The organism is Shewanella sp. SM87 (assembly GCF_025653705.1).
GTDB lineage: Bacteria > Pseudomonadota > Gammaproteobacteria > Enterobacterales > Shewanellaceae > Shewanella > Shewanella oncorhynchi.
In genome coordinates, this window is the sequence record NZ_JAKKSC010000037.1 from 1 (window position 1) to 14,823 (window position 14,823).

The following is a 14,823-nucleotide window of genomic DNA, read 5'->3' on the forward strand; positions in this document are numbered from 1 at the left end:
ACATGCTCAATGACAGACGGATATGACTGCTATCAAAATGCGTTAGCAGAGCGAGTAAATGGCATATTGAAGCAGGAGTTTTTAACACATAAGCCAGCAACGCTGCAGGAGGCACGACAGATGGTGGAAGAAGCGGTCGCCATCTATAATCAACGACGGCCCCATTTGGCCTTAAAATACAAAACGCCCGATGAGGTTCATCAGGCGTTTTAGGTGGAAATAAGTGTCAACTTATTTCAGGACTAGACAAATGTTTTTGTTGGTAACGCCTTAAATCAAAGTGGCTGTGGCTTAGATTGATTTTTGAGTAAGGTTAAACAATCTTCGGCATTTAAGGGTTTACTCAGTAAAAAACCTTGTACTTGATCGCAACCCTGCATCGCCAAGAAGTTGAGCTGTTCTTGGGTCTCTACGCCTTCGGCGACGACATTCAGTTCTAAGCTGTGAGCGAGGGCAATAATGGCGCTGGTGATGGCGGCATCGTCGGGATCGTTGGTGATGTCTCTGACAAATTCTCGATCGATTTTGAGTGTGTCTATCGGGAAGCGTTTGAGATAGCTTAGGCTCGAATAACCCGTACCAAAATCATCCACGGCTATGGTCAATCCTAGGGCCTTGAGTTTAGATAGGATGCTGACCGACTCCTGCGGATTGCCCATGATCATTGATTCAGTAAGCTCAAGCTCAAGGGATTGAGCCGGGAGACCTGATACGGCTAAAGCAACTTCGATGGTGGAGATAATGTCCGCTTTCAGTTGGCGAGCCGATAGGTTGACGGCGATAGTGATCCCGTTAAATCCTAGGCTATTCCATTCGGCTAATTGCTGGCAGGCGTGGTTGATCACCCAGTGGCCAATTTGAGTGATGATACCCGTTTCTTCCGCCAGTGGAATAAATTCCACAGGTGAAATAGGACCAAGTTCAGTGTGATACCAACGTAAAAGTGCTTCCAGTCCTGTGAGTGAACCATCTCGTAAACAGAATTTAGGTTGATAAACTAAGCTTAGTTCTTTGCGTTGGATAGCTTCCTTTAAACCACTTTCGAGTTGTACATGACGGGTGGCGATTTCATTTAACTTAGAGGTATAAAACTGAAAGTTATTTCGACCTGATGATTTTGCGTGGTACATGGCGGTATCGGCAAATTTAATTAGTGAGTCGGCATTGTCCGCATCGTTAGGGTATAAGCTGATACCAATTGAGGTCGAGATGGTCAGCGTTTTATCGTCCAATAGGAAGGGCGTTTGGAATGCTCTGAGTACTTTTTCTGAGATCAGGGTTGCGGCTTTTGTTTTCGCAACACCTTCTAAAATAATAGTAAATTCATCGCCACCTAAGCGTGCGACAGTATCGCCATCACGCACTGCATTTTGCAGTCGTCTTGCCACGGCTTTCAGTAACAAATCCCCGACATGATGACCCATAGAGTCGTTGATATGTTTAAAGCGGTCGAGGTCTAAGAACAGCAAGGCAACGATATTATTCGCTCTGTGCGCTTGAGTAATCGCGTGATTGAGTCTGTCTTGAAATAAGGTTCGGTTCGGTAAGCCAGTTAATGTGTCGAAGCTGGCGAGAAAACGCAGATCTTCTTCGGCTTTTTTCCGCTCTGTGATGTCGGTAAATACTGCAACGAAGTGACTGGTTTCGCCTTTGATATCGATCACTTGGTTGATTTCAAGCCAGACTAAAATGGCCTGACGTTGTTTATTGCGGATCCACAGTTCTCCGACCCAATGTTTGTGACGCAGTAGCTGTTGTTCAATTGTATTGAACAACTCCCGCTGTTGGCGGCTAAAGGCTAAGTGAATGAAGTGCCTGTCGGTTATTTGGCGTTCTGTGTACCCTGTAATGGCACAAAATGCTGGGTTGACCGAACGAATTCGATAATTTAATCCTCCCACTACAACGGCTTCGTTCATACTGTTGAGCACTTGTGATGACAGTACCAACTCGTTTTCAATCAGTTTGCGCGAGGTAATGTTACGGTTGGTCCCTGTCATGCGGATCGGATTATCTAGGCTATCTTTTTCCACCACTTTACCGCGGTCTAAAATCCATACCCAATTACCGGGGGAGCGCTCGACTCGGTACTCTGCTTCGAAGAAAGGCGAACGACCTTGAAGGTGTTCGTTAAGCTCAAATTTGAATCTTTCTCTATCCTCTGAGTGCATGCTCTCATGGGCTATATTGCTGCTATTCCAATGGGGGACTGAAGAATCCATATTGGTACGATAGACGCGATTTTCTGGTATGTTCCAGTCCCACATGCCATCGCCAGAGGCCCAAAGTGCAAGTTTGAGTCGCTCCTCTGAGGCGCGGATACTGGTTTCAAATTCGCGCTGTTGCTGGCGTTTTCTTTTACGCCAGATAATGATCCAAGCCAACAGCCATAGAGAGAGCAAGCTATAGAGGGAGTAGGCGAACTGAGTTCGATAGAAGGGCGCTTGTACATGAAGATCGACAGAAAGGGCGTAGTCACCTTGAGTGTTGTATTGCAGCCCATGGCGAACATGCAGTTGGTAGTGACCAGGATTAATATTGGTGAAGGTGATTTCATTACCTGTGGGGAGCTCATGCCACTCGTTATCAAATCCCTCAAGAAAATAGCTGAAGCGGTTTTTACCCGTATAGCTGAAATCCAATGAGGTCACCTCAAAACTGATCAGCTGATCGCTATAGTCCATTACTATGCTAGGTGGATGACTTAAATCGAGAATAGTGTGCCCTTTACCCGCAATACTATAGCCAGTGAGTGCGACTTTAACATCGGGTCGTTGATCTGGAATTGACTTTGGATTGAAACGATTTATGCCATTAATGCCACCAAACCAGAGATCGCCATCGCTGTCTTCAAGTTTTACGCCACCGTTAAACTCCAGTGCTTGTAATCCCTCTTGTTCGTTGAATATGATGACACGGTTGGTTTTGGGGTTTAGTTTGCCTATGCCCGCATTACTACTAAACCAAATGTTGTGTTCTTGATCCTCGAGTAAGGCATAGATGGTATCACTTGGTAATCCCTGATTGCGGGTATAGTGGCTAAAACCTGCATCGGCCTCTTGGGACGGTAACTTGCTGATCCCACCATGGGTAGCAAACCATACCTCGCCCGACTTTGTGACTAAAATATCGCGGACACGGTTGTTGATCAGGCTGTTTTTGTCTGAGGATTGATGGAAGTAGGATTTACCTGTGCCAGTTTTCATATCCAGTTTAAGTAGGCCATCGAGAGTACCTATCCATAGCGTGTCTTTGTGTGTTCTGAGGATTAAAAACTGGTTTTGTGCCGGATAGAAATTATCAATATGTGCCAATGAGATAAAAGTAAATTCATCGGTATCTATCGCCTTACGGTAGAGGGCATTGGTTGTTGCCACCCAGAGGCGACCTTGCTCATCAATATCTAAACTACGGATATAATTGGTTTCTGCGCCTTGATCAGTGCGTTCTGTCACCTTGAGTAACTGGAAGTGGCCATCTAGCGCCAGTCGACCTAGCCCATAGTTAGTGGCAAACCAAAGCACGCCATTTTTGTCTTGGTCTATATCTCGCAGGATAAGATTCAAGTTGCGTTGATGCATCCCTAAGGCGTTAGCAAAGAGCTCCGTGTAGTGTTCATATTTTCCATTGGCCAACATGCGTTTAAGCCCAGCACCTTCGGTGCCTATCCATAGCGCATTATCTTGGCTGCGGAACAAGGTGCGAATGTTGTTACTTTGTTGCGACAGGTTAGGGGTGGATTCGTAAATATGCTGAAAATACTGACGACGGGTATTAATTTTATCTAGACCAGAATAACTGGCACCTAACCATAAATTGCCAAAGGGATCTTGCAGTAAGCTCAGTATGTTATTTTCACTGATACTGTTGGTACGCTTAGGATCATACCTGTGGTAGGTCGCAGTAAATGCCTTATCGTTTCTCTCGAGTTGAATAAGACCGGCTTCTGGCCCAACAACCCAAAAGTCACCCTGCTCAGTTTGGATAAAATCTTTAATGTAAGGCACATTATCGTCTGTCTGCCAGAGGATTTCGCCCTGTTGTGAGGCCAAGTTGTAATGCCATAATTGCTCTCCCAGAGCTAAAGTGATCGCATTAGCGGAATGTGCCCTAATTTGATGTGCAGTGAGATTCTGCGGGACATTTAAGCGAGTAATAGTATTGGCACTGACAGCAAAGGTGCCGCTATCTTGTGTTCCTGCCAGCAGATAAGTGTCTTCAACATTGGCTAAGCTGGTGATGTGGGGTTGAACACTATTACCTAAGTTCACTTGGGTAATGCGTTTGGTTTTGGTCGATAGGGAAAATAGTCCTGCTTTAGTACCAATCCAGAGTGTATTGCCTACAACGCTGAGTTTGGTTGTGCGTGGATCAGTAAGCCCTTGTTCTTGGCCAAAGTGTTCAAAGGTCCCTGTGCTCAAATCGAGTCGATTTACCCCTTGGCTGAAAGTTGAAACCCAGATATTACCTTCTGAGTCTTGAATAATGTCAGAGACATAGCTCTCAGAAATACTCCTCGGATCATTGGGTGAATGGGGGAAAATATTGAAGCTGTGACCGTTATAAGCATGCAAACCATCTTGAGTGCCAATCCATAACATACCTGCATTGTCCATAAACAGGCTAGTAATCGTATTTTGGGTAAGGCCATCTTCACTGCGAATATGTTCAAATTTTAGCTGTGTGGAAGCCGCGCTCAATGGTTGAGCTAATCCATTGCACGAGATCCCCCACAAACTTAGGATAAAAAGCGTACTTAGCATTAGCTTGTGGATTAGTTGACTCAAATTTCCCCCTACCAAAAACGGACCCATCCTGATTAGGTTTCTATTTAGTTTAGTTCTTAGCCTAGACCTTACATGCCATTTTGCTGTAAAAATGCGACTTAAATTGCTGACTTGGCTTAAAAATAACCAAAATCGATGGGCGCGATTCTGTAATAGATCATGCAATATATTAACTGTACCGTTTTACTGCCAATATTCTTTTTATGACGAGTTTGTATTCTGGCGTTTTTGCTAAAGGATCTTAGCATTGTTTCAGGTATGTCAACATATTATGCTAAGACAAATACGGGCGAAGCAGATTAAAATGATGGGCGAGAATAGAAAAAAGACCTTGCCGGAAGGGGGAGAAGCAAGGTCTTTGGTTGAACTGTTTTACTTAGATAAAGTTACGCAGCGGGTACTCGCACAAAACCTTCCATCAGTACGCGGGCGCTGCGGCTCATAATGGCTTTAACGACTGTCCATTCACCATTCACTAAGTTTGCCTCAGCGCCAACGCGCAAGGTGCCAGAGGGATGACCGAAACGTACAGCATCTATCGTTTTGTGAGTGTCTCCACCGTTTGCGGCTAAGTTGACTAAAGTGCCGGGAATTGCCGCCGCCGTACCAATCGCAACGGCAGCCGTGCCCATCATAGCGTGGTGCAGTTTGCCCATAGACAAGGCGCGTACCAGTAGGTCAATTTCATCTGCATTGACGGTTTTACCGCTCGATGACACATAGGCTTTAGGCTTAGCGACAAAGGCGATCTTAGGCGTGTGTTGGCGTGCAACTGCTTCATCAATATGCGAAATCAAGCCCATACGCACGGCGCCATAGGCGCGAATGGTTTCAAATTTGGCAAGGGCGGCATTGTCACTATTAATATCATCTTGTAGCTCTGTGCCCGTGTAGCCTAAGTCTTCTGCGTTGATAAAAATGGTGGGAATGCCCGCGTTGATCATAGTAGTGTTAAAGCTGCCAATGCCCGGCACTTCTAGCACATCGACAAGATTGCCCGTAGGGAACATGCTGCTACTCCCTCCGTTAGAATTGCCATCTTCGTCAGGTGCCGGATTCATAAATTCGATTTGCACTTCGGCGGCGGGAAAGGTCACACCATCGAGCTCAAAATCACCGGTTTCTTGCACTTCACCCTTGGTGATTGGCACATGGGCGATAATCGTTTTGCCTATGTTGGCTTGCCATATTCGGACTGTGCAGACGCCATTGTGTGGAATACGGGCCGTATCAATTAAGCCATTGCTGATGGCAAAGGCACCGACAGCGGCGGTCAAGTTGCCACAGTTACCGCTCCAATCTACAAAAGGTTTATCGATTGCCACTTGGCCGAAGAGGTAATCGACATCGTGATCGGTTTGGGTGCTAGGGGAGAGGATTACGGTTTTGCTGGTGCTCGAGGTGGCTCCGCCCATGCCATCGATTTGTTTACCGTAAGCGTCTGGGCTGCCTATCACTCGCAGTAACAAGGCATCACGTGCGGGACCTGCAACTTGTGCGGCTTTAGGTAAATCCTGCAGACGGAAAAACACGCCCTTGCTGGTGCCGCCACGCATATAAGTCGCGGCGACTTTGATTTGTGGCGGGAAAAAATTCTTACTCATGCTATTAACTCCAAGGGGAATAGCGATACAGGTTAGCGTTGCTATCAAAGGTGGCGATTCACGTGTGGAGTCGCCACCTGTTGAAAGCGAGTTTTACTTCAGATTCGACTCTAAAAAGTCCTGAGCAAAACGCTGCAATACGCCGCCCGCCTCGTAGATAGACACTTCTTCGGCGGTATCGAGACGACACGTCACCGGCACTTCGATGCGCTCCCCGTTTTTACGGGTGATGACGACAGTCAAATCCGCTCTTGGCGCTGGCGTGCCGAGCACATCGAACACTTCTGTGCCATCTATTCCATAAGTTGCACGGTTGTCACCGGCTTTAAACTCCAGCGGCAACACGCCCATACCGACTAAGTTAGTGCGATGAATGCGCTCGAAACCTTCGGCAACAATGGCCTCAACCCCCGCTAAACGCACGCCTTTGGCAGCCCAGTCGCGGGACGAACCTTGGCCGTAATCTGCGCCCGCTATGATGATCAGCGGCTGCTTACGTTCCATATAGGTTTCAATCGCTTCCCACATACGGGTCACTTGACCTTCTGGCTCGATACGCGTCAGTGAACCTTGTTGCACTTTACCGTCAACGATTGCCATCTCGTTTTTAAGTTTAGGGTTGGCAAAGGTCGCACGTTGGGCGGTTAAGTGATCCCCCCTGTGGGTGGCGTAGGAGTTAAAGTCTTCCTCCGGCAAGCCCATCTTGTGCAGATATTCGCCTGCGGCGCTGTCCATCATAATGGCGTTAGAGGGCGATAAATGGTCTGTGGTGATGTTGTCACCCAGTACCGCCAGTGGTCGCATACCCTTGAGTGCGCGTTCACCCGCCAATGCGCCTTCCCAGTAAGGTGGGCGACGAATATAAGTAGATTGCGGACGCCAATCGTACAGCGGGCTGATTTTTTCGCCGTAATCGACGGCTAAATCGAACATGGGCTCGTACACTTTGCGGAACTGCTCAGGTTTAACACTGGTCGCAATCACGGCATCGATTTCTTCATCCGATGGCCAAATGTCGATAAGTTTTACTGGCTTACCGTCTTTATCTAATCCCAGCACATCCTTTTCGATATCGAAACGTATGGTGCCTGCAATCGCGTAGGCGACGACCAATGGCGGCGATGCTAAGAAGGCTTGTTTTGCATAAGGGTGAATACGGCCATCGAAGTTACGGTTACCCGATAACACAGCGGTGGCGTACAAGTCGCGGTCGATCACTTCTTTTTGAATCACAGGATCCAGCGCGCCGCTCATGCCGTTACACGTCGTGCAGGCAAAACCAACAATGCCAAAACCGAGTTGTTCAAGCTCAGGTAATAGCTTGGCTTCTTCTAAATATAATTGCACCGCTTTAGAGCCGGGTGCCAGTGAGGTTTTGACCCAAGGTTTGCGGCTTAAGCCTTTAGCATTGGCGTTGCGGGCAATGAGACCTGCAGCAATCACGTTGCGTGGGTTGCTGGTATTCGTGCAGCTGGTAATCGCCGCAATAATCACAGCGCCATCGGGCATTAAGCCGGGCTCGTTTTCGACTACGCCACTAATACCACGTGCCGCGAGTTCTGATGTTGGCACCCGCGCATGTGGGTTTGATGGCCCTGCAATGGTGCGCACCACCGAAGATAAATCAAAACGCAGTACGCGTGGATAGTGCACTTCGGTCAAGCTGTCGGCCCACAAACCTGCGGTTTTGGCATAGGTTTCAACCAGTTTAACTTGCTCGGCTTCGCGGCCCGTTAAGGTCAAATAATCAAGGGTTTGCTGGTCGATATAGAACATGGCCGCAGTGGCGCCAAACTCAGGCGTCATGTTCGAAATCGTGGCGCGATCGCCTAATGTCAGCGCCGCTGCGCCTTCACCGAAGAACTCTAAGTAAGAAGAGACAACTTTTTGTGCGCGTAGAAACTCGGTCAAGGCCAATACGATATCGGTAGCCGTAATGCCAGGCTGCGGTCTGCCCGTGAGCTTCACACCGATAATGTCCGGTAGACGCATATAGGATGCGCGCCCTAGCATCACGCTTTCGGCTTCTAAGCCGCCGACACCTATGGCGATAACACCGAGCGCATCAACGTGCGGCGTGTGGCTGTCGGTGCCAACTAAGGTATCGGGGAAGGCCACGCCATTGCGTGAATGCACCACAGGCGACATACGTTCTAAGTTAATTTGGTGCATGATGCCGTTACCCTGAGGGATAACATCGATGTTTTTAAAGGCTTTTTGCGTCCAATCAATAAAGTGGAATCTGTCTTCGTTGCGTCTGTCTTCGATGGCGCGGTTTTTGGCGAAGGCGTCTTTATCAAAACCACCAAATTCGACAGCGAGTGAGTGATCCACAATCAGCTGGGTTGGCACAACTGGGTTCACTTTGGCGGGATCGCCACCCTTAGCGGCAATAGCGTCACGCAGACCTGCAAGGTCAACTAAGGCGGTTTGCCCCAAAATATCATGGCACACCACGCGGGCAGGAAACCAAGGGAAATCCAGTTCTTGCTTAGATTCGATAATCTGTTTTAGCGAGTCGGTCAAAACGGCCGGGTCGCAGCGACGGACTAAGTTTTCAGCTAAAACGCGCGAGGTGTAAGGTAGCTTGGCATACGAGCCAGCTTGAATGGCTTCTACGGCTTCGCGGGTATCGAAGTAATCGAGTTGAGTGCCGGGTAAGGGCTTGCGATATTGGGTATTCATAGCAGTGCTCATAACATCATCCATTTCGGAAAATGAAGTTGGCGCGAGACTTACATTGAGTGAAATCTCGCGCCAAGTGTGGTCAATTTTGCTTAACGGTTGGCAATCGGTACCACTTTGCGCGGCGCCACGCCCACATAATCGGCACTCGGGCGGATGATGCGGTTGTTAGAGCGTTGCTCCATCACGTGCGCCGCCCAGCCAGTGACGCGTGAACACACGAAGATTGGCGTAAACAACTTAGTCGGAATATCCATGTAGTGGTAAGCGCTGGCGTGGAAAAAATCAGCATTACAGAAGAGTTTTTTCTGTTCCCACATCAGGGCTTCACAGGCAACTGATACGCGGTATAGGCGGTCGTCACCGTTGGCAGCCGCCAGTTTTTCTGACCATTCTTTGATGATGGCATTACGTGGATCGCTGTCGCGGTAAATTGCGTGGCCGAAGCCCATGATCTTATCTTTACGCTCGAGTTTGCCCATTAAGATGTCGCGCGCATCGGCTTCATCTTTCATATCTTGAATGAGTTCCATCGCTGCTTCGTTCGCGCCGCCATGCAGCGGGCCGCGCAGTGAACCAATCGCCCCAGTGACGCATGAATGCATATCTGACAGGGTGGAAGCACAGACGCGAGCGGTAAAGGTTGATGCGTTAAATTCATGTTCTGCATAAAGAATTAACGATACGTCCATCACTTTAGCATGCAGTGCCGACGGCGCTTTGCCATGTAATAAGTGGAGGAAGTGTGCGCCAATTTGATCGTCATCGGTTTCAGTATCGATACGCACGCCATCGTGGCTAAAGCGATACCAGTAACAGATGATCGATGGGAATGCGGCGAGTAAACGGTCGGTGATTTCACTCTGTTCGCTAAAGCTGTGCTCGGCTTCTAAGTTACCTAGCATAGAGCAGCCAGTACGCATCACATCCATAGGATGAGTTTCAGCAGGAATGCGCTCTAATACTTCTTTTAATGCTTGTGGCAGACCGCGAAGGCCTTTGAGTTTGTTTTTGTAGGCATCAAGTTGGGCTTGAGTGGGCAGCTCGCCGTAAAGAATAAGGTAGGCGACTTCTTCGAAGGTGGCATTTTCACCGAGATCTTTCACATCATAACCGCGGTACGTTAGGCCGCTGCCTGACACGCCCACTGTGCTCAATGCGGTTTCGCCTGCGCTCTGGCCACGTAATCCTGCACCGCTTAGTTTTTTAGCTTCTGACATAATCCTTCCCTTCCGTTAACTCTGTATGATTATTGCTGGTGGATGAATGCACTTATTTTGAGTGTTCATTCGCCGACATTTATTGGTTAAGGCTGCACTTTTTATGTAACGTGTTTAACGTTAAATCTGCATTAACGCCAAACCCTATAGGGTTGCAGCTTTTCGGTTATTTATCTTGGCTGAACAGTTGATCTAACTTGTCTTCAAAGGCGTGGTAGCCCAAGTATTTATACAAGTCTTTACGGGTCTGCATAGTGTCTAGCACGTTGCGTTGATGACCATCATTCATCAGCGCTTGCATGACGTTCAATGCGGCTTGGTTGGCTGCACGGAAAGTACCGAGTGGGTAGAGCACCATGTCGGCACCCGCCTCGGCGAGTTCTTCTTTATTGAACAATTGGGTTTGACCAAATTCAGTCATGTTCGCCAAAATCGGTGCTTTAACTTGAGCCTTGAAGTGACGATATTGGTCTAGTTCTGTTAAGGCTTCGGCGAAGATCATGTCGGCACCGGCGGCGATATACGCTTGCGCGCGTTCAATACCCGCTTCTAAACCTTCCACGGCGACGGCATCGGTACGTGCCATGATCACAAAGTTAGGATCGGTACGGGCATCGACGGCCGCTTTAATGCGATCGACCATTTCTTCAATACTTACGACCGCTTTGTTGGGTCTATGGCCGCAACGCTTTTGCGACACTTGGTCTTCCATGTGCACAGCGGCTACGCCGATTTTTTCGAATTCTTTAATGGTACGAGCAATGTTGAATGCGCCGCCCCAGCCAGTATCGATATCGACCAATAAAGGCACCTGCGTGGCAGAGGTGATGCGGCCGGCATCAATCAGCACGTCATTCATTGAGGTCATGCCCAAGTCAGGCAAACCGTAGGAAGCATTGGCAACGCCAGCGCCCGAAAGATACAAGGCTTGGAAGCCAGTTTGCTCTGCCATTAAGGCAAAATAGGCATTGGTGGTACCAACGATTTGTAACGGTTTGGCCTTAGCAAGAGCTTGGCGAAAACGTAATCCTGCGCTTTGAGTCATGGTTTTATCCTTTTCCATTTTATGGGAAGTGGGCATATTGAGCCGTAAGAACTTAGCTAATGTTGGCTAAGGTTTCTTTTGCGGCTGCATTGGCTTGCAATTCAATTAAGCGTAATTCGGTATTTTTACGCCCCTGTTCGATATGGCGGCGCATCAGCAAACTGGCCAACTCACCATCGCGCTGGGCAATGGCTTCGACTATGCGTCTGTGTTCGGCAATCGCTTTCACTGGGCGATTTTTATTGGTGCACTGGTAGCGGTACATACGTAGCAGGTGATACAGGCCGCCGACTAAGGTTTCCTGCAGATGCTTGTTACCGCTGGCTTGAATAATTTGGTAGTGGAAGTCGACATCGCCTTCCTCTTGGAAGTAAGTATCGCCCTTGGCGAGCGCCGCTTCTTGCGTTGCGAGCAGATCTTCTAGCTTGGCTAATTGTTCTGGGGTAATACGGCTGGCGGCGAGTTCGCAGGCCATGCCTTCAAGCACGCTACGTAGTTGATATAAATCGTTAAGTTCACTCACCGTCAGTTGGGCGACGCGGGCACCAACATGGGGCGCACGCACCACTAAACGTTGTCTTTCTAAGGTTTGCAGTGCTTCGCGGGTCGGGCCGCGGCTGATGCCGTATTTTTCGGCCAGTGCTTGCTCGTTAATCTTGCTGCCCGCAGGCAGTTCGCCCTTGATGATGCTGGTTTGGATCTGCACCAAAATTTGATCGGCTAATGTGGTCGACGTCTTATCTGCCGAGATCGATTTGACCTTGTGCAGGTGGGGAACTTGAGTGTCATCAGAAACGAACGTCGTGTCTTGCTTTAACATAGAGCGCATCACTATTAATAGGATTGTCGACAATGGGTAAAAAATAGCCCTCCCTTGGTGGATTGTCAACAATGTGTTTACTTAGACGTAAGTCTATATTTTAATGGCTTTCTGTTTTTTATTGATTTTTATCATTTTATTTTAATTATATCGTTATTGATATTTTATGTTATGAATGTTTAAATATTAAATTGTCAACAATGGCGTAGTTTTAACCTTCCAACCTCGTTGCGGATGTTGATGGTTTTGGGGTAAATCGTCCAAATGCATTTGGCATGTTTATCCTTCGCGTTATGCTATGGGCGGAATGAGACATTTGGGGATGACAGTGGAAAAAGTGTTAGTGAGCAGTTGTTTACTCGGACAAGCGGTGCGCTACGACGGTGGCCATAACTTGATGGAGAGCGAGCTGGTGCAAACGTGGCTCGAACAAGGGCGGATTGTGGCGATTTGTCCCGAATGTGCAGGCGGTTTGCCAACACCTAGACCGCCAGCGGAGCGGATTGGACAGCGCATCTTAACTGCCCAAGGTGAGGATGTGACCCACGCTTTTAGTCTGGGAGCCGATCTCGCGCTTAAGCTGGCGCAGCAACACGGGATTAAAGTGGCGATTTTAAAAGCCCGCAGTCCATCCTGTGGTAATAGGCAGATTTACGATGGTCAATTTGTAAAACAGTTAATTGCGGGACGAGGATTAACAGCTGAAAAACTCAGTGCCGCAGGAATAACCGTATTCAATGAATTGGAGTTATCCGCTGCAGCGGCATGCGTTGCTAAACTAGAGCAAAGCTAGAGACGAGCTAGCTTGCTTGAGTGTGATTTGGGCTGGTGGCCTTATTGTTCACACTTTGATGTGTTTGGAGTAAAGCATCAATTTGTTGGTCTTTTTCCGCCCACACTTGGTTTAACCAGCGCTGGAATTCGACGCGGTACTCAGACTCAGAGAAATAACGCGCCGCATCGACCTGAGGCACGGGCAGGGCGTTAATTCGCACAATAATCTTACTGACCTTACCATTCATCACCCCAAACAGAATATCTTCAGGCGCATCTGGGTAGACGATTGTCATATCCAGCAGGTTAGTAAATTGTTCGCCCATGGCTGATAAGGTAAAGGCGATACCACCCGCTTTAGGACGTAACAAATGTTGATAAGGCGAGTTTTGGCGCTGATGTTTATCTTGGGTAAAACGGCTGCCTTCAACATAGTTAATGATTGACGTGGGCATATTGCTAAACTTGGCACAGGCGCGGCGTGTGGTCGCTAAATCTTTGCCCTTAAGCTTTGGATTCTTTTTAAGTTTTGCCGGGCTAGTCCTGTTCATGAAAGGCATATCCAGCGCCCAACAACCCAGTCCCATAATCGGCACATAGGCGAGTTCTTTTTTGAGGAAGAACTTCAGCATAGGGATGTGGTTACGTAACACGTAAGTTTGCGCGGCGATATCGAATCCACTGAGGTGGTTGCTGATCAGCAAATACCAGCTGTTTTTATCGAGTCCTTCGAGCCCTTTGACATCCCACTCAATTTTAGCGATCAAATACAAGATGCCACCGTTGCAGCAGGCCCAAGCCCACATAAAACGGTTCATGACCGTAGTCACCGCATTGCGCGCATTTTGTGCTGGCATCACAATTTTCACTAATCCGCCAATGCTGATAAGCGAGCCCCAAACGGCGGTATTAATGATCAGCAAGCTTAAGCTCAGCATAAACAACACTGAACCAGGCAGGAAATTCAACATAGTGGCGTTACCTTTATTCTTTATTCGCTTGGCTAGCGAGTTGGCTTAACACTTGATCCTTAGTGAGCCAGAGTTGATTCAGTTGTTCTTGGAAGCCAATTTTAAAATCGCGGTCATTCATATAATCGCCGCGCATTGCAGGATCAATATCGGAGACCTTGATGTGTACTTTAACGCTTGGCAACTTGCCTGTCAGGTAGTCCCAATAGCTCGGTACTGCGTCTGGGTAGTAAATGGAGACATCGACTAGTTTGTGGATCTGTTCACCCATGGCTGATAGCGCGAAGGCCATACCGCCCGCTTTAGGTTTTAGCAAATGTTGGAACTGTGAGTTTTGTTTTTGATGCTTAGCCTTGCTGAAGCGCGTGCCTTCGACAAAGTTCATCACACTCACAGGCTTAGCCTTAAACTTAGCACAGGCTTTACGTGTAATTTCAATGTCTTTGCCCTTTAACTTAGGATTCTTACGCAACTGCGCTGTGCTATAACGACGCATAAAAGGAAAATCGAGTGCCCACCAAGCTAGGCCTAATACAGGTACAAAAATCAGCTCTTGCTTGAGGAAAAACTTTAAGAAAGGGATTTTTCGGTTAAAAATCCGCTGCAGGATCAGGATATCGACCCAAGACTGGTGGTTGGCAATCACCATGTACCACTCTTTAGTGGAAAAGTCGGTGTCACCACTCAGTTCAATCTTAACGGGATGTAAGCAGCGTTCAATTACGCCATTAACACTGATCCAAGCGCTGGCACAAAAATCGAGTACATGGCTAGTCGCAGTCCTTAATGGACTGATAGGTATCAGTTTTATAAAACTGATTAACACGATTGGGATAGTCCAAAAGACGGTATTTATAACGTAACCTAAAAATGCAATACAGCCTTTTATCTGTGAAAACAGCATTCCCATCCGAGCC

10 protein-coding genes are annotated in these 14,823 nt (G+C 47.9%); 2 read left to right on the plus strand and 8 right to left on the minus strand.

The genetic code is table 11. From position 1 onward, the window contains the following. Positions 1-213 (plus strand): integrase core domain-containing protein (locus L5M11_RS20655; RefSeq protein ID WP_263186454.1); only part of this gene is annotated, 213 nt, incomplete at its 5' end. Positions 214-275: 62 nt separating this feature from the next. Here the strand turns inward: L5M11_RS20655 and L5M11_RS20660 are convergent. The 6 genes from L5M11_RS20660 to L5M11_RS20685 all read right to left on the minus strand — a co-directional run bounded on the left by L5M11_RS20660 (position 276) and on the right by L5M11_RS20685 (position 12,161). Then, positions 276-4,802 carry an EAL domain-containing protein gene (locus L5M11_RS20660; protein WP_263193129.1) on the minus strand — a complete coding sequence of 1,509 codons (4,527 nt, stop codon included), beginning with the start codon at positions 4,800-4,802 and terminating at the stop codon, positions 276-278. Positions 4,803-5,173: 371 nt separating this feature from the next. Next, entirely contained in the window at positions 5,174-6,391 is a 1,218-nt protein-coding gene (prpF, locus tag L5M11_RS20665; RefSeq protein ID WP_263193117.1) for a 2-methylaconitate cis-trans isomerase PrpF, read from the minus strand. A 93-nt stretch (positions 6,392-6,484) separates the two neighbouring features. Then, positions 6,485-9,088: a Fe/S-dependent 2-methylisocitrate dehydratase AcnD gene (gene acnD / locus L5M11_RS20670; protein WP_263193118.1), complete on the minus strand. Its 2,604-nt coding sequence runs from the start codon at positions 9,086-9,088 to the stop codon at positions 6,485-6,487. An 80-nt stretch (positions 9,089-9,168) separates the two neighbouring features. Next, a complete protein-coding gene (gene prpC, locus L5M11_RS20675; RefSeq protein WP_173248017.1) occupies positions 9,169-10,296 on the minus strand; it encodes a 2-methylcitrate synthase in 1,128 nt (375 codons plus the stop codon). A 166-nt stretch (positions 10,297-10,462) separates the two neighbouring features. Beyond that, positions 10,463-11,341, minus strand: a complete 879-nt coding sequence (gene prpB, locus L5M11_RS20680; protein WP_006084450.1) for a methylisocitrate lyase — start codon at positions 11,339-11,341, stop codon at positions 10,463-10,465. 52 nt (positions 11,342-11,393) lie between these two features. Further along, entirely contained in the window at positions 11,394-12,161 is a 768-nt protein-coding gene (locus L5M11_RS20685; protein WP_263193119.1) for a GntR family transcriptional regulator, read from the minus strand. Between the two features lie 298 nt (positions 12,162-12,459). Between L5M11_RS20685 and L5M11_RS20690 the strand changes: the two genes are divergently transcribed. Continuing rightward, complete coding sequence (locus L5M11_RS20690) at positions 12,460-12,954, plus strand: DUF523 domain-containing protein (protein WP_263193121.1); 495 nt, start codon at positions 12,460-12,462, stop codon at positions 12,952-12,954. Between the two features lie 7 nt (positions 12,955-12,961). Here L5M11_RS20690 and L5M11_RS20695 read toward each other — a convergent pair whose 3' ends face one another. Continuing rightward, complete coding sequence (locus L5M11_RS20695) at positions 12,962-13,906, minus strand: acyltransferase (RefSeq protein WP_263147558.1); 945 nt, start codon at positions 13,904-13,906, stop codon at positions 12,962-12,964. 13 nt (positions 13,907-13,919) lie between these two features. Then, complete coding sequence (locus L5M11_RS20700) at positions 13,920-14,816, minus strand: acyltransferase (protein ID WP_105250476.1); 897 nt, start codon at positions 14,814-14,816, stop codon at positions 13,920-13,922. Positions 14,817-14,823: the final 7 nt, after the last annotated feature.